This window comes from Polymorphobacter multimanifer (assembly GCF_014205635.1).
Taxonomy (GTDB): Bacteria; Pseudomonadota; Alphaproteobacteria; order Sphingomonadales; family Sphingomonadaceae; genus Sandarakinorhabdus; species Sandarakinorhabdus multimanifer.
In genome coordinates, this window is record NZ_JACIIV010000003.1 from 173,383 (window position 1) to 193,156 (window position 19,774).

Annotated in this window: 20 protein-coding genes and 1 pseudogene; 4 read left to right on the plus strand and 17 right to left on the minus strand. The window is 66.0% G+C overall.

Going from position 1 to position 19,774, the window contains the following annotated elements:
• The first annotated feature begins 11 nt into the window (after positions 1–11).
• Positions 12–1,169, plus strand: coding sequence for an acyltransferase family protein (locus FHS79_RS02950; RefSeq protein ID WP_184195105.1), 1,158 nt, complete (start codon positions 12–14; stop codon positions 1,167–1,169).
• 34 nt (positions 1,170–1,203) lie between these two features.
• Here the strand turns inward: FHS79_RS02950 and FHS79_RS02955 are convergent, their stop codons facing one another.
• Genes FHS79_RS02955 through FHS79_RS02975 form a run of 5 tightly spaced genes read right to left on the minus strand, consistent with a single transcriptional unit; the run spans position 1,204 to position 5,119 of the window.
• Entirely contained in the window at positions 1,204–2,010 is an 807-nt protein-coding gene (locus FHS79_RS02955; protein ID WP_184195108.1) for an FkbM family methyltransferase, read from the minus strand.
• 19 nt (positions 2,011–2,029) lie between these two features.
• The gene (locus FHS79_RS02960; protein WP_184195111.1) at positions 2,030–2,929 is read right to left on the minus strand and encodes a glycosyltransferase family 2 protein; all 900 of its coding nucleotides are present in this window, start codon (positions 2,927–2,929) and stop codon (positions 2,030–2,032) included.
• Positions 2,926–3,972: a glycosyltransferase family 2 protein gene (locus tag FHS79_RS02965; protein ID WP_184195114.1), complete on the minus strand. Its 1,047-nt coding sequence runs from the start codon at positions 3,970–3,972 to the stop codon at positions 2,926–2,928. The genes FHS79_RS02960 and FHS79_RS02965 overlap by 4 nt, the downstream gene beginning before the upstream one ends.
• Positions 3,973–3,988: 16 nt before the next feature.
• Positions 3,989–4,963: a glycosyltransferase family 2 protein gene (locus FHS79_RS19275; RefSeq protein ID WP_184195117.1), complete on the minus strand. Its 975-nt coding sequence runs from the start codon at positions 4,961–4,963 to the stop codon at positions 3,989–3,991.
• Positions 4,964–4,966: 3 nt separating this feature from the next.
• A complete protein-coding gene (locus tag FHS79_RS02975; RefSeq protein WP_188945075.1) occupies positions 4,967–5,119 on the minus strand; it encodes a hypothetical protein in 153 nt (50 codons plus the stop codon).
• Here FHS79_RS02975 and FHS79_RS02980 point away from each other — a divergent pair.
• Positions 5,112–5,663 (plus strand): polysaccharide biosynthesis/export family protein, encoded by a 552-nt coding sequence (locus tag FHS79_RS02980; RefSeq protein WP_188945074.1) that lies wholly within the window; start codon positions 5,112–5,114, stop codon positions 5,661–5,663. The two genes, FHS79_RS02975 and FHS79_RS02980, sit on opposite strands and share 8 nt — an antisense overlap.
• Here FHS79_RS02980 and FHS79_RS02985 read toward each other — a convergent pair.
• From FHS79_RS02985 to FHS79_RS03000, 4 genes are all read right to left on the minus strand, one after another.
• A complete protein-coding gene (locus FHS79_RS02985; RefSeq protein WP_184195126.1) occupies positions 5,638–6,735 on the minus strand; it encodes a glycosyltransferase family protein in 1,098 nt (365 codons plus the stop codon). The genes FHS79_RS02980 and FHS79_RS02985 overlap by 26 nt on opposite strands.
• Before the next feature lie 79 nt (positions 6,736–6,814).
• Positions 6,815–7,627, minus strand: a complete 813-nt coding sequence (locus tag FHS79_RS02990; protein ID WP_184195129.1) for a hypothetical protein — start codon at positions 7,625–7,627, stop codon at positions 6,815–6,817.
• A gap of 105 nt (positions 7,628–7,732) precedes the next feature.
• Complete coding sequence (locus FHS79_RS02995; protein ID WP_184195132.1) at positions 7,733–8,716, minus strand: glycosyltransferase family 2 protein; 984 nt, start codon at positions 8,714–8,716, stop codon at positions 7,733–7,735.
• Between the two features lie 126 nt (positions 8,717–8,842).
• The gene (locus FHS79_RS03000) at positions 8,843–10,174 is read right to left on the minus strand and encodes an ABC1 kinase family protein (protein WP_184195135.1); all 1,332 of its coding nucleotides are present in this window, start codon (positions 10,172–10,174) and stop codon (positions 8,843–8,845) included.
• 619 nt (positions 10,175–10,793) lie between these two features.
• Between FHS79_RS03000 and FHS79_RS19395 the strand changes: the two are divergent.
• Positions 10,794–10,907: pseudogene (locus tag FHS79_RS19395) on the plus strand (PEPxxWA-CTERM sorting domain-containing protein); the annotation flags it as partial.
• A 57-nt stretch (positions 10,908–10,964) separates the two neighbouring features.
• Here the strand turns inward: FHS79_RS19395 and FHS79_RS03010 are convergent.
• Both FHS79_RS03010 and pabB read right to left on the minus strand, forming a co-directional pair.
• Entirely contained in the window at positions 10,965–12,167 is a 1,203-nt protein-coding gene (locus FHS79_RS03010) for a pyridoxal phosphate-dependent aminotransferase (RefSeq protein WP_184195138.1), read from the minus strand.
• Positions 12,168–12,200: 33 nt separating this feature from the next.
• On the minus strand, positions 12,201–13,922 hold the full coding sequence (gene pabB / locus FHS79_RS03015) for an aminodeoxychorismate synthase component I (protein ID WP_243453281.1): 1,722 nt from the start codon (positions 13,920–13,922) through the stop codon (positions 12,201–12,203).
• Positions 13,923–14,005: 83 nt separating this feature from the next.
• Here pabB and FHS79_RS03020 point away from each other — a divergent pair, with 83 nt between their 5' ends.
• The gene (locus tag FHS79_RS03020) at positions 14,006–14,671 is read left to right on the plus strand and encodes an MBL fold metallo-hydrolase (protein WP_184195141.1); all 666 of its coding nucleotides are present in this window, start codon (positions 14,006–14,008) and stop codon (positions 14,669–14,671) included.
• Here FHS79_RS03020 and FHS79_RS03025 read toward each other — a convergent pair.
• From FHS79_RS03025 to FHS79_RS18670, 6 genes are all read right to left on the minus strand, one after another.
• Positions 14,665–15,051: an MAPEG family protein gene (locus tag FHS79_RS03025; protein ID WP_207792194.1), complete on the minus strand. Its 387-nt coding sequence runs from the start codon at positions 15,049–15,051 to the stop codon at positions 14,665–14,667. The two genes, FHS79_RS03020 and FHS79_RS03025, sit on opposite strands and share 7 nt — an antisense overlap.
• On the minus strand, positions 15,051–15,836 hold the full coding sequence (locus tag FHS79_RS03030; RefSeq protein ID WP_184195144.1) for an outer membrane protein assembly factor BamD: 786 nt from the start codon (positions 15,834–15,836) through the stop codon (positions 15,051–15,053). Before FHS79_RS03030 ends, FHS79_RS03025 begins: the two co-directional genes overlap by 1 nt.
• 15 nt (positions 15,837–15,851) lie before the next feature.
• Complete coding sequence (locus FHS79_RS03035; protein ID WP_243453280.1) at positions 15,852–16,373, minus strand: 2'-5' RNA ligase family protein; 522 nt, start codon at positions 16,371–16,373, stop codon at positions 15,852–15,854.
• Positions 16,370–17,815 carry an aldehyde dehydrogenase family protein gene (locus tag FHS79_RS03040; protein WP_184195147.1) on the minus strand — a complete coding sequence of 482 codons (1,446 nt, stop codon included), beginning with the start codon at positions 17,813–17,815 and terminating at the stop codon, positions 16,370–16,372. The genes FHS79_RS03035 and FHS79_RS03040 overlap by 4 nt, the downstream gene beginning before the upstream one ends.
• A 19-nt stretch (positions 17,816–17,834) precedes the next feature.
• Positions 17,835–18,809 carry an NADPH:quinone oxidoreductase family protein gene (locus tag FHS79_RS03045; RefSeq protein WP_184195150.1) on the minus strand — a complete coding sequence of 325 codons (975 nt, stop codon included), beginning with the start codon at positions 18,807–18,809 and terminating at the stop codon, positions 17,835–17,837.
• Positions 18,810–18,915: 106 nt separating this feature from the next.
• Complete coding sequence (locus FHS79_RS18670) at positions 18,916–19,590, minus strand: PEPxxWA-CTERM sorting domain-containing protein (protein WP_243452604.1); 675 nt, start codon at positions 19,588–19,590, stop codon at positions 18,916–18,918.
• Between the last annotated feature and the right edge of the window lie 184 nt (positions 19,591–19,774).

A 19,774-nucleotide genomic window follows, 5' to 3' on the forward strand; every position in this document is an offset into this window, starting at 1 on the left:
GTCGGCATGACATGAAGGTGCTGACGACATTGCCTCTCGCAGCGGATGTTCTGCCTTCGGGCACGAGGGGCATTCCGGCGCTCACGGGCATCCGCGGCGTGGCCGCCTGCTGGGTCGTCCTCTACCATATCGGCACCAATCTGGATGCCATTGCGCCGGCATTGCCGGTGCGGGACATGGCATTGGTCCGCGCCGGCTATCTTGGTGTCGACCTGTTCTTCCTGCTGTCGGGCTATGTGCTGGCGCACAGCTATTTCCGGCGTGCCGACACCGGCATGGGATCGACGCTGCAGGTTTTCTGGATCGGCCGGGTGTTCCGCATCATGCCGCTCAACACCTTCATGCTGCTCCTGCTCTCGCTGCTGGCAACGGCATTTCCTGCGCCCTTCTGGTCCGATGCGCCGCTTGCTGCCTCGACATTTTGGGCGTGCCTCTTGCTGGTCCAGTCATGGGGCTTTTCCAATCCGACAAGCTGGAACTTTCCGGCCTGGTCGCTCAGCGCGGAATGGGCAGCCTATGTGGTACTTCCGCTCATCCTCCTCGCGGGCCGGTATGCGCGCAGTGCCGCAATCGCATTGGCCGCAGCACTGGCATCGCTGCTGGTGCTGGTGCTGATCATGTTGACCCTGGGGGAGCAGAATCTCCACCATGTGTGGCTGCTCGGCCTGCCACGCTGTCTGCTGCAGTTCGCAGCCGGAGCCTTTCTGTGGCGCTCGCTCGATCTCGGACTGCTCCGTCGCGGCAATCCGGACGCCGTTCTGGCAACGGGGCTGTGCGGGCTTGCGATCGCTGTCGCAGCACCCGGCCTCGATCTTGTGGCGCCATTCGCGTTCGCAGCGATCATCATCGGCTGCGCGATGGAAAGTCGGCTCGCCAACCGCCTGTTCGCCAACAGCACCGCCATGTTCCTTGGATCTATCTCCTTCTCGATCTACCTGTCGCATGCCATCATCATCAACGGCTGCAAGCTTGTCTTGGCGCGAACGGGAGTTGAACTGGCGTCCCCGCCGGCCGCGGCGCTGCTGGTACTGACGTTGATCGGCGCCATCCTCGCCGTCTCGACACTCACATGGCGGCTTGTCGAACGCCCCGGCCAGGATGCCGGCCGGTGGTGCGTGCAGGCGCTGGGCCGGTCGAGGTTGCGCCGGCGCAAGGCGGTAGCGCCATGAACGCGCGCGACGCAGATTGGGCGTGCGCCGCTCTTCAGTTGGAGAGCAGCTTCCGCAGTCTCGCGCCGCGCGCAGCGATCATGTTGCCCATGCGGAAATGCTCGTCCTGCCAGCTGTAGCGCTTGAAGGCGACATGGTCGGGATACAGCCGACCGACCGCATAGCCGAAGCCTTCGAGGCAGGCTTGTGCGGCATAAAGCGTGGCTGACGACGGGATCCAGGTCCCGCCATATTCGAACTGGATCATCGTCGGTGCATTGTCGCTGGCCAGCAGCTTGCCGGCCCCGTTGAGAACCGCGGCTTCATGGCCCTCGACGTCGATCTTCAGGACATCGGGGGGCGGGTGTCCCTCGGCGATCAACCGGTCGATCGTGGTGATCGGGCACTGCCGGCGCTGCACATCCGACAGATCGAGGTGCTCATAGGCGAAGGGAACGACAGCATTGGTTGTGTCCTGCTTCCTGTTCCATGAGACTTCGATGTTCCCCATCGCGTTCGACAGGCCGATCTCGTGCAGCTCGAACCAGTCTTCGGTGATGCGGGTCTTCAGTTGTGCGGCGATCTCGGGAATGATCTCGAAGCTGACGATGCGGGCCTCGGGCATCACATCATGCGCTTCGAGGGCGTATTCGCCGAGATGCGCGCCGACATCCCAGATGATTGCCTTCGACCCATGGGCCTGCGCAAACCGGCTCAACGCGAACTTTTCGCCATTGGTGGCGAACGCATATTCGCCGGTATAATGATAGGCGTTGAGGAAGCGCCGCGACAGGCCGGCGACATAGCGGACGATGGCGCTCCGGCGATTTTCGACAATCCGGCGCTTGAGAAATCCCTGCATGTCTGCCTCATCCCCTTTTCTAACCGACCGATGGCTCGGCATATTCCCGGTACGGCGCATAGCCGGCCATCGAAGCCAGGACACCGACATGGAGCATGCCCCTGAGCGCCGCCGCGGCGGTGCGGCGGCGGGAGGGGAGCGCCACAAGGGCCTGCGCAAAACAGGCGATGGCCTTGGGGGCCGCCGCGATGCCCGCAAATCGTCCGGCACCACCGCGGCGCAACAACAGGTAATGCACCTGCCCCGAGCGGAAGCGCCGCCGCGCAAGCCATTGCCAGCCTGCGCGCTCCACCGGCGTGTCCTCGGTGACGATGGCATCGGGCGCATAGCCGAAGCGGGCGCCAGCGCGCTGCGCATCGAAGAAGAACATCGTGTCCTCGCCGCCGGTCTGGCCGAGTGCGGGCTGGAAGCGCAGCCCGGAAGCCGCGATCATCCGGCGGTCGAGCAGCACATTGGCGGTATAGCCGTTCCAGGGCGGATCGTTCCCGGCGATCCGATTGGAGTGGAAATCACCCTCGGTCACCCACGCCGGTGTTCCCGGATGCGGATAGCGCGCCTGAGAAACGCCGAAGACGATGTCATGACCCTGCCGCCGACGCAGCAGCGCCATGATCCATCCGGGTGCCGCAACCTCGTCATCGTCGATGAACACCAGCCAGTCGGCCCGCGCCGCATCGAGGCAGGCATTGCGCGCCACCGAAATGTTGCGCGCCGGCGCATGGACATAGACGAGCTGAAGGCCGAATGCGGCGCCGGCGGCTTCGATCCCGGGACGGCGGGCCGGCATGTCGTCATTGTCGGCAACGATGACGCGAAGCTGCACCCCCTCTGCCAGCACCTGCTCCGCCAGCGACGCCAGCGTAGCCTGCAGAGAGTCGCGGCGGAAGGTGCAGATGCAGACGTCGATGATCTCGGTCATCGTTCCACCTCCGGTCGGGTTCTCGGCGACGGCGAACCGGGCGCCCCCGGCATTATCGTCGCCAGCGCAGCCACTGCAGCGGGCACCGCGCGCACCGGCCGGCGCGGCAACCAGCCTGGCCGCAGCCGGCCGAGTGCCGCGCCGACAGGCATATGGAGCAAGCTCAGAAGCGCCGGATCGGCGAGAACGAGCGCGGTGGCTCGCGCCGCATCGCGCAGCTTCAGGGCCTCGATGAAGCCGGCAAAGGCCCAGGCCTTGCGCATGGCCGCATGCCGCACCGCGAGGGCCCGCACCACTTCCGGTGGTTGGCCGGCCTCTGCCGCCAGCAGCTCGCCGCTCGATGCCAGCATCGCCAGCGCATGCCCGCCCGAAAGTCGGTGCGAAATCGACGCGGCATGGCGGCGGTAGCCATAGCCGGGATCGGGCTGCAGCCAGTAGCGGAGCCCAGCCAGCAACGCACGAACGATGAAATCATCATCCTCGGCAATGCGTAGCCGCGCGTCATAGTAGATGCCCCCCGCCCGCAGTGCTGCCAGCCGCACGATCGGCTTGAGATAGCCGAAGTTGGGGCCGCCGCCGTACATCACCGTTGCTGCCAGATAGTCGAGGAGGGTGATCCAGTCCGGACGAAACTTGCCACCCAGAAACAGCGTGGCTGCCTCGGGCGCGCCGTCTTCAAAGACAATCAGGTCATCGGCGACGATGTCCGCCCCCTGCGCTTCACCAACTGCGACCAGCCCCTCCAACCGCCGGGGAACCATCATGTCGTCGCTGTCGAGCACTGCGACCCAGATGCCGCTCGCCAGCGCCAGCGCGCGGTTGCGCGCCCCCGCCGGGCCGAGGTTGCGCCGGCTGCGCTCGACCCGGATGCGCGCGTCGATGCTGGCCAGCCGGTCGGCAAGCGCCACGGTGGCATCGGTGGAGCCATCGTCGACGATGATGATCTCGATCGCCGCCAGCGTCTGCGCCATCGCCGACCTCACCGCCGCTTCGAGATGGCGCGCGGCGTTCCAGGTCGGGATGATGACCGACACGATCGGCACCGCCGATCCCGAGGCATCAGGCGAAAAGATAACGCACCTCGGCCACTGGGGCCGGCGCACGCGCCGGCAGCTTGTCCCGCGTGATGGCCTCGACGAGCGCCGGCACCTGCGCCGGCTGCCGCAGCGCCGCCTTGACGGCCGGGATGATGCCGCGCGTGCGCCGCACATCGAGGAACGCGCGGTGCTGCGCCTTGGCGGTGACATGCGCCAGGTGACGTTCGATCGCAGACCGGCCGGCAGGGTCGAGTCCCGGCTCTGCAAGCAGCCTGCGATCCGATTCGGCCAGTGCTGCCAGATCCCCGGTGCGGTGTTGCCCGCTGAGCGAGGCGGCACGTTCGACCGCGACATAGCCGCACTGCCGTGACGTGAGGAACACGCCACCGCGCGCAAGAATGCGCGCATAAAGGGCATAATCCTCGCCAAGCCGCAGCGTCTCATCATAGCCCAGCGCATGCGCCTCGAGGAAGGCGCGCCGCAGCACCGGTTTTGCAAAGCCGAGTTCGGCGCGCGGCCGACCGCGGGCGCTGATATTTCCGAGCACGAACCCCGCCAGCGACAGCGGCGCGACGCCGCCCGCAAACGCCCGGACGGCGGCCGGATCGAACCCGGCAACACGACTTTCGTCGACGAAGACGAGATTGTCGGCAATCGCATCCCAGCCCGGTTGCGCCAGCAACGGGCCGAACCGGTGCGGCAGCAGGAAATCATCGGAATCGAGAATCGCCACGAATGGCGCGGTCGTGGCAGCGATTCCGGTGTTGCGTGCTGCTGCGGGGCCGCGGTTGCGGTCCGACCGGATGATCCGCAAACGACCGGTGCCATCGTCTGCCGTCCCGGCTGCAATCGCGGTCAGGTCGGTCGACGCATCATCGACGACCGCCACCTCGCCCACTTCAGGCTGATCCAGGGCCGAAGCGACGGCGCGCGCAATGGTTTGCGCAGCATTCCACGCCGGAATGATCACCGAAACAGGCGCAGCGCTAGTATTCACGCATTATCCAGCCATTTTCGTCGAAATGACCGACAACGCATGTTCAATAAATGCTGGCATTTTTTGCTCAATGGCATATTCTTTTCCTGCGGTACCATTCAGCGGTGTCGCAATTGACAACGGCTTGAGTGGAACGATGATGCCCCGGTTGAACATATTGATGCTGGCACTCGCCTTCAATTGCGGCCTGCCGCTGCGCGCACTTGCGCAGGATGCGCCCGTTGCCGCCGAAAGTCTCGAATACACCCTTGCCCCCGGGGACCGCATTCGCATCTCCGTATTCGGCGAGGATGGGCTGACCGGCGACTATGTCATCACCAGCGGCGGCAACCTGTCGTTCCCGCTCGTCGGGAATCTCGCCGCCAGCAACAAGACCGTGGAGGAATTGCAGACGGCGCTGAAGACCGCGCTTGCCGACGGCTATCTCAAGGACCCGCGTGTGACGATCCAGGTCGTCGCCTTCCGGCCCTTCTACATTCTGGGCGAAGTCGCGCGTCCGGGCGATTATCCGGTCTCGACGGGATTGACGATCGCCCAGGCAGTTTCGCAGGCCGGCGGCTACAGCTACCGTGCAAACACCCGCAAGATCTTCATCAAGCGCGCCAATGAAGCCGCCGAACGACTGATCGACGTGCGCAAGGGCGGGCCGATCATCGTGCGCGCGGGCGACACCATCAGGATTGCGGAACGGCATTTCTGACCCTCGCTGGCAATTCGGGGATGCGCGTTCCGGCAATGGCGTCCAGAAGCGCCCGGCACTCGCCGATGCCGGCGGTCACTGCCGAGCGTGGCAGCGCATCGACGGCGGCACGCGCCGAAGCAAGCCGGCCGGGCGTCATGGCCCGCAGCAGGTCCACGACATCATCATCTTCAGCGATGGTGAGGCCCACGCCATGCCGCTCCAGCCACGCCCCGGTTTCCACGCTGTCGATGGCGATCGGCACGGCTCCGTGCGCAAGCGCCTCGTACAGCCGGTTGGGCAACAGCCAGGCGGAGTTGAGGCCCTCTTCGAAATGGTCGATGGCCCAGGCGAAGTGGACGCGCCCGTAAAGCCGCGGCAAGCCGGACGGCCTGTAGCGACCCAGGAATGTCATGCCCGGCACGCCGGCGACATGCGCCGCCAGATCGCCGACTTCCTGCTCGGACGGAACACCCGCGAGCACCACCCGCACCTGGCCTGCGGAATTGCGAACAAGGGCGGTCAGTGCCTTGAGGCTGCGGCGGCAGCGCAACATGCCGAACCAGCCGATGACCCAGGGCGGCCCCGCCCCGGCACGGTCCACGGCTGCGGGCACCGATCCGGCATCGATCGCCAGCACCTTGTTCTCGACCAGCCTGATCGGCGCCGCCAGCGAACGGCGATCGCGGAAGTAATCGTCCGCAAAGCGTGGCGAGCTCGTGAGGACAAGATCGACCGCAGCCAGCAGCCGCCGCTCGATGGCCTGTATCCCCCGCGCCACGACGCCATTGCCGAGCAGGGAACGGTGGATATCGAGACACTCATACACCAGCCGGCGCGTGCCGCGCACCCGCACCGCCAGCAGCAACGTCTCCAGATTGCGCGCCATGAGGACATCGGCATCGGCAGTCGCAGCGCGAACCGCTGCAGGGCGCAGTGCCACGAGCAACACCGCCCAGGCGCGGTGCACCAGCCTGCCATCGCGCGTGCGGCCAAGGTCGATCGTGCGCGCCCCGCCAACCGTCGGCGGTGCCGCCGCATCGCGGCGAAAACCCAGCACGGTCACCACAGCACCGCCCGCATGCAGCATCATGACCCGCCGTGCCACCGCTGCGTCGCCCAGATCGTGAACGAAATAGGCGAGGCGGAGGGTCAGCGGCCGTCCCTGTCGGTCACGAGGACGCGGTTTTCGGCTTGTACGCCGTATCATATTGGATGCGCGCTGCCGTTCGCAGCCGCGCGACTTCGGCTTCGATCGCCGTGCCCGATCGCTGGCGCTGCAGCAACTGGCTCGCTGCCGCTTTCCAGGCCTCCCGGTCGGCAGCAGCAGGGCGGCGCCCGGTTATGATCGCGAAATAGGTCGAGCCCTCGCGGGTGATATCGAACACCTCCCCGTCCGGAAGCGACACGATCTGCTTGCCGATCTCCGCATCGACCGCTGCCGTATCGAGCACCGCCTTGCCGCGTTCGAACGCAATACCCTGCGCCTGCAGGCGCGCCGCGATCGCGTCGAGACTTTGCAGCGCGGTCAGCTTGCTGACAACGCCCGCGTCGGACGGTCGCGGAATCCGGATCTCCTCGAGGTCCAGCTGCTGCCGGCCGCCGAAAAGCGTCGGATTGTCCGCTACAAATGCCTCCACTTCGGCATCGCTCGGCGTGGCCGGCGCGCCTGCCAGCTTCCGGATGGCGAGTGCCGCCAGCAGGGTCTGGTCGAACTGGCGGCGCCGCTCGACATAGTCCGGATCACGATCAAGCCCTTCCGAACGAGCGTAATCGGCAAGCACGTTGCGATCGATGAGCTTCTTGAGCGCCGCTGCATTGGCCGCCTCGACCTCCGGCCCCGAGGAGTCCGGCTGCGTCCGCGCTTCGGCACGCAACTCCTTGAGGGTGACCTCCTCCTTGCCGACAACCGCGACGACCTGCCCCCCAGGCTGCTTGTCGCACCCGGAGAGCAGGAAGAACCCTGCCGCGGCAACGGACGACATTGTGCGACGCCACGTCGGTTTCATGGTCACCCCCAAGCAACACCCAAAAACTAACGTTTATATAATTTGTTATTGGCAGATTTCGCAACCTAGCCGTAAGTCTAATTAGCCAAACGACAGTAGCCGCCGCCAATAACCGGCAGACCAGCCGATGTGCATGATCATCGCCGCAAGCCCCGCCATCGCGATGCATTTCGAGCGCGACCCGATGCCCAAAGCGATCCCGTAACCGATCGCGAGCAGGGCCCAGGCCAGCATGGGGACCGCCAGCAGCGCCATGGCCGGCAGTATCGGCACCAGCGCCACGCCAAGCACGGCAAGCCCCACGAGCGGTGCGATGACGAGCGGCAGGCGCTGGCGCATTCGCAACCGCAGTCGGTGCTTGGCAACCGTCCGCGCCCGCCCCTGGCCATAGTTGAAGTACTGCCGCAGCAGGGCGCGCGGCGTGCGCCTCGGCGCGTAGACGAGCGCCGCGCCGGGCTCCAGCCACAACCGGGCACCCGCAGCACCAAGGCGCACGTCGAGCTCGGCATCTTCGTTGTGCGAGAAGCCGGGGTCATAGCCTCCCACCGCCACGAACCTGTCCAGCTTCATGAGGGCATGATGGCCATGCTCGACGAACCGTCCGGCACCGAGATGCCGGTGCGCAGCACCACCGGTGCCCAGCACCGAATTCTGCGCCGCCGCCGCTGCCTGCTGGAAACACCCCTGCCCCGCGGTCGTCATCGGCACGACGACGCTGTCGGCGCCGTGCTGCCGTGCCGCGGCGAGCAAACGCGCGACATAGTACGGCGGATAATCGCAATGGGCATCGACTCGGACGAGCCATTCCCGGCCTGCGCCGAAGGTCTCGACAGCCAGGTTGATGCCGGCGCTCTGGATGCGCCGTGGATTGTCGAGCAATCGCACCGAAGGCGACTTTGCAGCGATTTCGGCAACAATCGCCTGGCTGCCATCGCGACTGCCACCATCGGCGACGACGATGAGGGCGCCCGGAGTCTCCGCCACCAGCCGCGGGAGCAGGTCCGGCAGCGTTTCCGCCTCGTCAAGGCACGGCACAACCACAAGAATGCCTGAACCGTCCACCATCGGCAATCCCGCAGCGAGCAAGGCCAAGCCCATACCGCTGTTGGGACCGAATGCCAATCGGACCTGCTGTGCCTCGCTTTGCCGGGTGCCGCGCGCCCGCAGGCCTCAGGCGAAAATCCGGTTCAATCAGAAAGCGCCCCTGGCCTGGGCATTTGCCCAGGGCAGCATCAGCGCCCGCACATCGACCCTGGCCTTGAGGCGGCTGCCGAGCAGGAAAAGCCCGCCGAACTTGCGCTGCAGGAACAGCGTATCGGCCGGCGGCAGGTGCCAGAAGCTGCGGTCCTGCGCCAGCGCCAAGCCATCCTCGCGCAGCCGGGCCGCCACGTCGGTGGTGCTGAAATCGAATACGTCCCCCGCAGCGATCGGCGCAAATGCCGTCTGGAACATGTCGATCACCCGCCCTTGCGACACGGCATCGGTGTCGGCGCCGAACAGGCCGATGGAGAGGGCCGCCGCCATCGCTTCGCAACGGTCCCCCGCCAGCCCGGCCTGCATGAGGCGGCGATAGGCATCGGCGACAGGCTGCGGCACGATGCGGGTGGCGCCGAAATCGAGCAGCACGATGCGGCCCGTCTCGGCATTCCAGCGATAGTTGGCGAAATTCGGATCGGTCTGCATCAGCCGGAACTCGAACAGCTCGCGCAGCACCAGCGCCATCATAGCCGTCATCACCCTGTCCCGCAGCGCCTGGTCCGCGGTGGCAAGCGCCTCGATCGGCTGGCCGGGGAGGAACTCCATCGCCAGCACATCGACCGTGGTGAGCCCCGCCTCCAGCCCCGGCACCCGAAACTCCGGCGCATGCGCCAGCAACCGGCCGAACGCGGCCAGACTGTCTGCTTCACGCAGATAGTCCGCCTCCTCATGCAGCTGGCGCTTTGCCTCGCCGAGCAGCGACGCCACATCGACATGCGCCGGCACGAGTCCGGAAAGGCGCATCAGCGACCCCACATTGTCGACATCGCTGTCGATGCTGGCGCGCACCCCGGGATATTGCACCTTGATCGCCAGATCGCGGCCATCCTTCAATCGCGCCCGGTGCACCTGGCCGATCGAGGCCGCCGCAATGGGGCGCACATCGAAGCGCTCGAACTTCGCCAGCCAGCCCGGCCCCCAGTTGCGATCGAGCACCGATTTCAACTGCTTCGGCGGCATCGCCTGCGCATCCTCGCGCAGCCGCGCCATGATCTGCCCCAGCTCGGGCGGCAGAAACTCGCCCGAATCCATCGACACCAGCTGGCCCATCTTCATCGCCGCCCCGCGCAGCCGCGCCAGCTCATCGGTGATGCGGCCGATGTTGGCAGGGGTCAGCAACAGCGTGGCGGCATCGGGCTTCGTGCCCGTTGCCCATTGCCGCGCGCCCTGCACCGCGGCACGCCCGGCAATGCCGCCGGCCAGCGCGCTGAAACGCGCCAGCCGTGCCAGCCGCCCGCGCGGTACTGCCGATTCCCGATTGCTCATCCGCCAGCTCTAGCCGAGGGCAACGCCAGACACAGCCTGCGTCACCGCCGCAGGGATGCTCGCGCCCGATGCACCGTTGGATGCGTGTGCAGGCAGCGGCCAACGCCGTCGCACTTTAACGAGGTCGAAAGTTTAATTTACACAATATCGCAACTGGCTCGCGCGTCAGTCGTAGCTCCGATGCTGCTGTACTGCAGTGTTGTAAGGAGTTGTGTTCATGTCTCTTCGGTCGCTCGCTGTCATGGCGCTTGTCGCCACCACTATCCCCCAAGGCGCACAGGCGGTGCCATTGCTCTTCACGCTTGAAGGCTCGCGCAATGCCAGCTTCACGCTCGATTCAATGCCCGCGCCGTCCAGTTTCACCAGTCTGCAAACAAACTTCACCAACGTCAGTGGAACCTTCAACGGAGTTGAAACCACGGCCAGCCTCATCAACTTCGGCCGCAGCGACGGCATATTTTCTGCCGCTGCTCTGAACATTCAAGCGCCGGGCCTCGGCTTCACCCAGTTCGTCGGGCCGGTCATTTTCGGTGGGACCACGCAGAACCCAACCTTCGCGCCCGGCACGTTCACCTTGAACAGCCTTGTCTCCGGGCGATCGGTGCTCACCATTTCGGCGATTGCCGCCGGCGCGGTGCCCGAGCCCGCGTCCTGGGCCATGCTCATTGCCGGCTTCGGTCTCGTCGGCGCCAGCATGCGCCGCCGCAACTCGCTGCGTCTCGTCAGCAACTGATACGCTGGGAACCGGCGCGTGCCTTGGGTCGGCACGCGCCGGCTCCCTTTGTTTGCCTCAGCGCAACGCCCCCACTGCGCGCTGGATGCGCGTGCACGCGTCAAGCAGCACCGCGTCCGAGGTTGCGTAGCTGATGCGGAAGGCCGGCGAGAGGCCGAAGGCGGCACCGTGCACCACCGCCACGCCCTCGGTTTCGAGCAGATAGGCCGCCACGTCTTCATCGGTGGCGAGCGTCTTGCCCTGCGGCGTGGTCTTGCCGATCAGCCCGGCGCAATCGGGGTAGACGTAAAAGGCGCCTTCGGGCCGCGGGCAGCGCAGGCCCGGCGTCTGGTTGAGCATCGACACCACCAGATCCCGCCGCTTGACGAACGCCTCGTTGCGCGCGGCCAGGAAGCTCTGGTCACCGTTCAGCGCCGCCACCACCGCCGCCATGCTGATCGAGCAGGGGTTGCTGGTGGACTGGGACTGGAGCTTGGCCATCGCCTTAATCAGCCAGGCGGGCCCGCCGGCATAGCCGATGCGCCAGCCGGTCATGGCATAGGCCTTGGAGGCACCATTGACGGTGAGCGTGCGATCGTAAAGGGCCGGCTCGACCTGCGCCATCGTCGTGAATTCGAAGCCGTCATAGACGATATGCTCATACATATCGTCGGCGAGGATCATCACCTGCGGGTGCTTGAGGAGCACTTGCGTGAGCGCCTTGAGCTCGTCGCGCGAATAAGCGGCGCCGGTCGGGTTGGAGGGCGAGTTGAAGATCAGCCATTTGGTGGCAGGGGTGATCGCGGCATCGAGTTGCGAGGGACTCAGCTTGAAGTCGTTCTCGAACGTGCAGGGCACGACCACCGGCGTGGCGCCGGTGTAGCTGACGATATCGGGGTAGCTGACCCAATAGGGGGCGGGGATCACCACCTCGTCGCCGGGGTCGAGGGTGGCGAGAAGCGCGTTGAAGATCGTCTGCTTGCCGCCGACATTCACGGTGATCTGGTCGAGGCCATAATCGAGGCCATTGTCACGACGGAACTTCGCCTGGATGGCACGCTTCAGCTCGGGCGTGCCATCGACGGCGGTATATTTGGTCTGGCCGGCGCGGATAGCGGCGATGGCGGCCTCCTTGACGAAATCGGGCGTGTCGAAATCGGGCTCCCCGGCCCCCAGGCCGATGATGTCCCGCCCGGCCGCCTTCAACTCCGCTGCCTTGTTGGTGACGGCGATCGTCGGGCTCGGGTTGATGCGCTGGATGGCGGCGGAAAGTTTTTGCATGGCCCCGGCTCCTCTGGAGAAATCTTGTGTCGTTTAGCGAGCCAAATGCGCGCGCATCAACCCCCGGAGTGCATTGCCGATGAAAAACCCATCCGAAAGGTCGGATTTCGTCAGTTCGGCTTCCTCCGTCATGCCTTCGGCGAGCAACCTTGCGCGCAAAATGCCCGGCAGCAAGCCGAGTGCGAGTGGCGGAGTGAGCAACCGGCCACCGCGCTCGACGAACAGACTCGTAAAGCTGCCCTCGGTAATCAGCCCATCGGGGCGCACCAGCAGCACTTCGGGCGCACCACCGGCGCGGCGTGCGGCATCGTAGAACGCGCGGTCGCTGGTCTTGTGGCGCAGCCGCCAGTCGGCCGCATCGACCGGAAGCGAGGCGAGCCCCACCGGCACCGGCTCGGCAAGGGCCGGCGGCAGCGGGCCGCATTGCACCGCGATGGCGCCGGACGGCGCGAGCAGCAGTCGCACCCGGCCATCATGCCCCGTGGCAGCGGCGCGCACCGCGTCAGCCACCCGTCCCGCGTCGAAACGATGGCCCAGGAAGGCCGCACTTGCAGCCATGCGCGCCAGATGCCGGTCGAGGTCGGGCAAGTCGCCGCCCTCGCAGCGCATCGTCTCGATCAGGCCGGGAGGGCCCTGGCGCACAAGGAAGCCGGCCTTGTCGAGACACTCCTGCCACTCCGCCGCGGGGTCGCTGTCGGCGACGATGCCCGAGCCCAGCCCCAGCCTTGCGGTGCTGCTCCCGACCGGCAGCACCAACGTGCGGATCGCGACGTTGAACTGGGCATCGCCATTGCCATGGATGGCCCCGATGCTGCCGGTGTAGACACCGCGCGGCGCCGGCTCGACATCCCCGATCACCTGAAGGCTGCGGATCTTCGGCGCCCCGGTGATCGAGCCGCAGGGGAAAAGCGCCCGCAGCACATCGACAGCCACCATCCCCGGCCGCGCCTCGGCGGTGATCGTCGAGGTCATCTGCAGAATCGTCGGATAGGTCTCCACTTCGAACAGCGCCGGCACCGCCACCTGTGTGGCCACGCGCGACAGGTCGTTGCGGAGCAGATCGACGATCATCAGATTCTCTGCGCGGTTCTTGGGGTCGCTGAGCAGGGCTTCCGCCCGCGCCGAATCCTCAACGGCATTGCCGCCACGAAGTGCGGTGCCCTTCATCGGCCGTGCCGTCAGTTGCCGTCCTTCCAGTCGGAAGAACAATTCGGGCGAGAAGCTCAGCAACCAGTGCGCGCCCGTGAACACCAGCGCGCCATAGGGCGCCCGGCTGCCGGCGCGCAGCCGCCGGTAGAGCGCAGCCGGATGCCCATGCACTGCAACCTCGGCGGCAAAGGTCAGATTGGCCTGGTAGATATCGCCCGCCGCGATGAGCGCATGGATGCGCGCGACCGCCGCAGCATGATCGGCCGCCGCGATCGTCGGCACGGCCGGACCGAGCCGCGGCGCCGGATCGGGTGGCGCAGCGGCAAGCCAGTCGTCGGCGACCACTGGCGCGCAGCGGGCAAAGCGGGCAAACCACAGCAGCGGCTCGTCGCCGGGGGGCAGCCGCGCGGGCACCCCGGACTCGAGTGCAGCCCCGGACTCGAAGCCGATGAACCCGGCCCAGTTCTCGCCCCTGCCGAGCCGCGCCAGCACCTCCTGCACCCCATCCAGGGTGCGCGTCGACAGTGCTTCCACCGGCTCGGTGAACAGCGTCGCCTGCCCGGCGGCAGCGTCATCGAGCAGGACAAAGGGCGAAGCCGGGATCACCCCCCTGCCCTAGCCCGCCACCACTCGCGCGACAAAGGGCTGCGACGCTTTTCTCTCGGGGCGCGCGCGGCTAAGGAGGGGGCATGTCCGACAAACCTCCCCTGCAAGCCGTCATCGTCCCCGTCACCGCCCTGCAGCAGAATTGCTGCCTGATCTGGTGCACCAAAACCATGCGCGGCGCCTTCACCGATCCCGGCGGCGATCTCGACCGGCTGATGGCGGTGGCGAAACAGCATGGCGTTACGGTCGAGAAGCTGCTCGTCACCCATGGCCACATCGATCATTGCGGCATGACCGGCGTGCTCGCCGAGCGGCTCGGGGTGCCGATCGAAGGGCCGCATCCCGATGACAAGTTCTGGATCGACATGGCGCCCGAGGTCGGCGCGCAATATGGCGTCGATGGCGCCACCGCCTTCACGCCCGATCGATGGCTTCACCACGGCGACCAGGTGAGGGTGGGCGAGCTGGTGCTCGATGTGCTTCATTGCCCGGGCCATACGCCGGGCCATATCGTCTTCCACCATGCGCCCTCGAAGCTGGCGATCGTCGGCGATGTGCTGTTCCAGGGGTCGATCGGCCGCACCGATTTTCCGCGCGGCAATCATGGTGATCTGATCCGCTCGATCACCACGCACCTCTGGCCGCTGGGCGGCGACACGGCGTTCGTCCCCGGCCATGGCCCGATGAGCAATTTTGCGAATGAGCGCCGGAGCAATGCCTTTGTGGCGGATGCCGTGCTGGCTCAATAGCCGGCGGCGACGATCAGCGCCCAGACTGAAAGGCCGGCAAGCAGAATCCAGGTCCCGAGTGCTCCGACCACGCGCAACGGGTTGGCCCCGTCCTTCGCCAGCCCGAAGGCATGAGCAATGCGCACAACGGGCAGTGCCAACGCCAGCACCATCAGCTTCGGCGGCGTGGCCTTGAGCGAAAGCTCGATGGCCAGCATCAACAGCAGGATGATCGGCACATATTCGGCGAAGTTCGCATGCGCCCGAATGCGGCCGAGCAGCAGCAGATCCCCACCATCGCCCAGCGAAACCTTGGCACTGCGCCGAACCGCCACAACGCGGATTGAAAGCCACATGAAAATCAGCCCGCAAAGCCCTGCGGCCGTCAATGTGGCGACCATCAGCGGCTCGCGAGTTGCGGCGCGTGCTTCTGCATCAATGCATAGCTGCGCTCATACCATTTCGAGCCGGGATAGTTGCTGCCCAGCACTGCAGCGGCCTTTTGCGCCTCTTCCGGAATGCCGAGCAGCAGATAGCTTTCCACCAACCGGTGCAGTGCCTCGGGCGTGTGGCTCGTGGTATCATATTGATCGATGACGCTGCGAAAGCGGATGCTCGCCGCCAGATGCAGCCCACGGACCTGGTAGAAGCGGCCGATCTCCATCTCCTTGCCGGCCAGATGGTCACGCGCCAGATCGACCTTCAGCCGCGCATCGGCGGCATAATCGGTGTTGGGGTAGCGGCGGATCAGCTCGCCGAGCGAATCCAGCGCCTGCTGGGTGATCTTCTGGTCGCGCTCGACACCGGAAATCTGCTCGTAATAGCTCACCGCCACCATATAATAGGCATAGGGTGCCTCGCGCGAGCCGGGATGCAGCGACAGGAAGCGCTGCGCCGAGCCGATCGCCTCATTGTATTCGCCGGCGACATAATAGGAGAAGCTGCTCATCAGCTGCGCGCGCCGCGCCCAGACCGAATAGGGATGCTGCCGCTCGACCTCGTCGAACATGGCGCCCGCCAGCTTGTAGTTGCGCCGGTCGAGCGTATCTTTCGCCACATTGTAGAGCGTCTCGACATCGCGGGCGATATACGCCTGGTCTTTTTTCGGCTTGTTCGAAGCGCAGCCGGCGAGCGCCAGCGTCGAAAGCACCACAAGGGCCGGCACGCGAAGTGACTTGATCATCATGGAGCCCCATCTACCTCAACGGACACGCCCGCGAAAGGGCCAGCGGCCAAGCGCTTCCCATGGCCCGCCGAGATAGCGCCACAGCCGCAGGGCTGCGATGTGCGTCGGTCGCTCGGGCAGCGGCGTCAGGCTCGCCAGCGCCCGCTTCACCGCCGGCGGCTCGGCCTTGTTCTGCACGGTGACATGCAGTTGGACCCCCGCCCGGTCCTGCGCCGAAAGCAGCAGCCACAGCGCGTCGGCCAACTCCTCGCGAAGGCCATCGAGTGCTGCACATTCGATGCGGATCGCCACGCCACGCCCGAGCGACTTGACCCCCGCCAGCCGCGCCGGCAACGGCGGCGCTTGCGCTGTCAGCAGTGCCAGCCGCCGTGCCACTTCGGCCTCGGCACTGCCGGGGATAGCGTGAAACAGCGTCAGATGTGCAGGCACGCGGTTGAGTTCGGCGGGATAATTCGCGCGCCGAAGCCCCTCCAGCCAGCCCTGCATCGCCGGTTCGAACTCTGCCGTGACGATGAGCGGTCTCGGATCTGTGGTCACAAATCTTGCGGGCGCCGCCGGATGACGAGGTTGCGGATTTCGGTCATGTCTTCCATCGCGAAGCGCACGCCTTCGCGGCCGAGGCCTGAATCCTTCACGCCGCCATAGGGCATGTTGTCGACGCGGTAGGACGGCACGTCGTTGATGACGACGCCGCCGACATCGAGCACATCCCAGGCTTTCAGCATGTGGAACAGGTCGCGGGTGAAGATGCCCGCCTGCAGCCCGAACTTCGAATCGTTCACTGCCTCCAGCGCCTCGTCGAAGCTGTGGAAGCGGCTGATGCACGCGACCGGTCCGAACGCCTCCTCGGTGTTGAGTTTCGCACTGCGCGGAACACCCTCCAGCAGTGTCGCTTCCAGCATCGCGCCCTGGCGGCCGCCGCCGCACAGCAGCGTGGCGCCGGCATCGCGTGCTTCCGAAATCCAGCGATCGAGCCGCGTCGCTTCCTTCACGTCGATCATCGGGCCGATGAACGTGCTCTCCTCGGCGGGGTTGCCCGCAATCAGCGTGCGCGTCTTCGCCACGAGCCGGTCGCGAAATTCCTCGTAGACATCGGCATGCACCAGGATGCGCTGGACGCCGATGCACGACTGGCCCGATTGGTAGAAGGCCCCGAACACCGTGCGCTCGACGGCGTCATCGAGATCGGCATCGCGGTCGATGATCACCGCGGCATTGCCGCCGAGTTCGAGCACAACCTTCTTCTTGCCCGCGCGCGCCTTGAGATCCCAGCCCACATCGGGCGAGCCGGTGAAGGACAGCAGCTTCAGCCGCGGATCGGTGGTGAACAGGTCCGCCCCCTCGCGGTGGGCTGGAAGGATCGAGAAGGCGCCGGCAGGCAGGTCGGTCTCGGCGAGAACTTCGCCGATGATGATCGCACCGAGCGGCGTGCGGCTGGCGGGCTTCATCACGAACGGGCAGCCGACGGCCAGCGCAGGCGCGATCTTGTGCGCCGCCAGATTGAGGGGAAAGTTGAACGGCGAAACAAAGCTGCACGGTCCGATCGGCACGCGCTTCCACATGCCCTGATAGCCCTTGGCGCGCGCCGAAATGTCGAGCGGCTGCACTTCGCCGGTCATCCGCACCGCCTCTTCGGCTGCAATGCGGAAGGTGTCGATCAGCCGCCCCACCTCACCGCGCGAATCGCGGATCGGCTTGCCGGCCTCGATGCACAGCGCATGCGCCAGCTCGTCCTGCCGCTCGGTGAAGCGCGTCACGCAATGCGCCAGCACCGCCTGCCGTTCATAGGCCGCCATCCGCGCCATCGGCTCGGCGGCGGCGACGGCAGCAGCGATGCCGCGATCGATGGTGGCCGCATCGGCCATTGCCACCCTGGTGGCGGGCTGACCGGTGAACTTGTCGGTCACCACCAGATCGGTGTTGGGCTGCTCGGCCTTGTTGGCCAGGTACAGCGGATAGGTCTCGCGAAGTCCGGTCATGTCGAATTCCCCGATTTGGTCAGATCTTCAGCACAACCTTGCCCGTCGCCTTGCGGTCCATCATCCAGCGGATCGCCGCCGGGCCTTCATCGAGGCTGAAATGCCGGGACACATGCGGCTTCAATTTGCCCGCCTCGTACCAGCCGAGCAGCTCGGCCATGTTCTCGCGGTGAAGTGCGGGCTCGGCCTGGGTGAAGGCGCCCCAGAACACGCCGACGATGCTCGCCCCCTTGATGAGCGGCAGGTTGAGCGGCAGCGACGGGATGGCGCCGCCGGCAAAACCCACTACCAGATAGCGGCCGTTCCAGGCGATGCCGCGGAACGCCGGCTCGGCCAACCGGTCCCCCACCGGATCATAGATGACATCGACGCCCTTGCCGCCGGTGAGCGCCTTGATGCGCTCCTTCAGATCTTCGCTGGAATAGTTGATCGTTTCATCCGCACCATAGTCGCGGCACAGCGCCAGCTTGGCATCGGTGGAGGCCGCTGCGATCACCCGCGCGCCCATCAGCTTGCCCAGCTCCACCGCGGTCAGTCCCACGCCGCCGGCCGCCCCCAGCACCAGCATCGTCTCGCCGGGCTGCAGCCGCGCGCGCTGCTTGAGCGCATGGTGCGACGTGCCATAGGTCATGGTGAAGCCGGCCGCGACATCGGACGGCATGGCGCCGGGCACCGGCACGATCTGCGCGCGGTTGGCAACGAGATACTCGGCAAAGCAGCCGTTGCCGGTCATCGCCACCACCCGGTCCCCGGGCGCCAGGTCGGTCACGCCTTCCCCCACGGCATCGACCGTGCCCGCAGCCTCGCCGCCCGGCACGAACGGCAGTGCCGGTTTGAACTGGTAGAGGTTCTGGATGATCAGCGTGTCGGGAAAATTGACGCCGGCGGCTTCCACCTTCACCCGCACCTGGCCTCGGCCGGGCTCGGGAAGCGGCATGTCCTTCACCTGCAGCAGCTCAGGCGGACCATGCTCCACACATACAACGGCTTTCATGCAATCCTCCCGGCAATATGCCGGGGACCTTAGACGCAAGCCATGCACCCTGAAAAGCGAAAGCCGCCCTTGCGGACGGCTCTCCCCTATTTCAACAGGCGCAGGTTTAGGCGAACACGGCCCGGCGACGACGCAATGCGGCACCGGTGAGGCCGAAGCCGGCGATAAGCATCGCCCAGCTCGCGGGCTCGGGCACAACCCCGCTGCCCCCGACCGACGTGCCCAGCGACGCCACGAAGTTCAGCTGGTTGGCACGAAGCGCTGCCGCTCCCTCTGAAGGCTGATGAAAATAGGGCAGCGTCTGGCCACCGGCAACGAAATAGCCGTCACCAAACCTGCCGCCAACAACGATGTCGCCGCTGTCGCCGGTCACGAAGGTCGATACATTGCCCTCGCATGCCGCTTCGAATGCGCACACGACATAATCATGGCCGAACGAACTACCGCTCCAGGCGGTGCCCGCACCATTGCTCCCAAGGCCGGCTTCGATGCCCGCGCTCGTCAACGAACCCGTATCGCTGTAATTGGCGCCGACGAGCGTCAGCCCGAAGCCGACGTCGAACGGCGTCGATGTATCGTTGCGCGCTGCATTGACGAACACAGCACCACCGGCAAGCACGAAGGACTCAAGGGCCGTGCGGGTGTTGGCAGATGCAAAGAAATCCGCAATTCCGGCCCCGTCGCCACCTTCCAGATAGACGAAGCTGTTGCCGCCCCCGAAAACCGAGTCGGAAAAGCCGTAGAAAGCCGACCAGTTGCCGCTGCCGAACGCAGTATTCATGGCGGCTTCGGCCGAGCCTTCATTATCGGCGTCCACACCCCATGGAGAATTGGGTCCAGTCATGTAGACGATATTTGCCTGCGCCGCGTAATTACCCACCCCCTGCGTTGAGCTATCCGGCGGAGACAGCGCCGAGGATGGTGTTGTAGGGATTGGCCCCGGACAGTCGCGCAGTATCGACGGT

Coding starts and splice junctions, on each gene's coding strand:
- FHS79_RS03030 (WP_184195144.1), bottom strand. CDS start 15,836: ATGATGATCAAGTCACTTCGCGTGCCGGCCCTTGTGGTGCTTTCGACG.
- FHS79_RS03040 (WP_184195147.1), bottom strand. CDS start 17,815: ATGACCGGACTTCGCGAGACCTATCCGCTGTACCTGGCCAACAAGGCC.
- FHS79_RS03000 (WP_184195135.1), bottom strand. CDS start 10,174: ATGAGCAATCGGGAATCGGCAGTACCGCGCGGGCGGCTGGCACGGCTG.
- FHS79_RS02955 (WP_184195108.1), bottom strand. CDS start 2,010: ATGCAGGGATTTCTCAAGCGCCGGATTGTCGAAAATCGCCGGAGCGCC.
- FHS79_RS02950 (WP_184195105.1), top strand. CDS start 12: ATGAAGGTGCTGACGACATTGCCTCTCGCAGCGGATGTTCTGCCTTCG.
- FHS79_RS02985 (WP_184195126.1), bottom strand. CDS start 6,735: ATGATGCTGCATGCGGGCGGTGCTGTGGTGACCGTGCTGGGTTTTCGC.
- FHS79_RS02960 (WP_184195111.1), bottom strand. CDS start 2,929: ATGACCGAGATCATCGACGTCTGCATCTGCACCTTCCGCCGCGACTCT.
- FHS79_RS18670 (WP_243452604.1), bottom strand. CDS start 19,590: ATGAATACTGCGTTCGGCAGCGGCAACTGGTCGGCTTTCTACGGCTTT.
- FHS79_RS03045 (WP_184195150.1), bottom strand. CDS start 18,809: ATGAAAGCCGTTGTATGTGTGGAGCATGGTCCGCCTGAGCTGCTGCAG.
- FHS79_RS03020 (WP_184195141.1), top strand. CDS start 14,006: ATGTCCGACAAACCTCCCCTGCAAGCCGTCATCGTCCCCGTCACCGCC.
- FHS79_RS03025 (WP_207792194.1), bottom strand. CDS start 15,051: ATGGTCGCCACATTGACGGCCGCAGGGCTTTGCGGGCTGATTTTCATG.
- FHS79_RS02975 (WP_188945075.1), bottom strand. CDS start 5,119: ATGTTCAACCGGGGCATCATCGTTCCACTCAAGCCGTTGTCAATTGCG.
- FHS79_RS02990 (WP_184195129.1), bottom strand. CDS start 7,627: ATGTCGTCCGTTGCCGCGGCAGGGTTCTTCCTGCTCTCCGGGTGCGAC.
- FHS79_RS02995 (WP_184195132.1), bottom strand. CDS start 8,716: ATGGTGGACGGTTCAGGCATTCTTGTGGTTGTGCCGTGCCTTGACGAG.
- FHS79_RS03010 (WP_184195138.1), bottom strand. CDS start 12,167: ATGCAAAAACTTTCCGCCGCCATCCAGCGCATCAACCCGAGCCCGACG.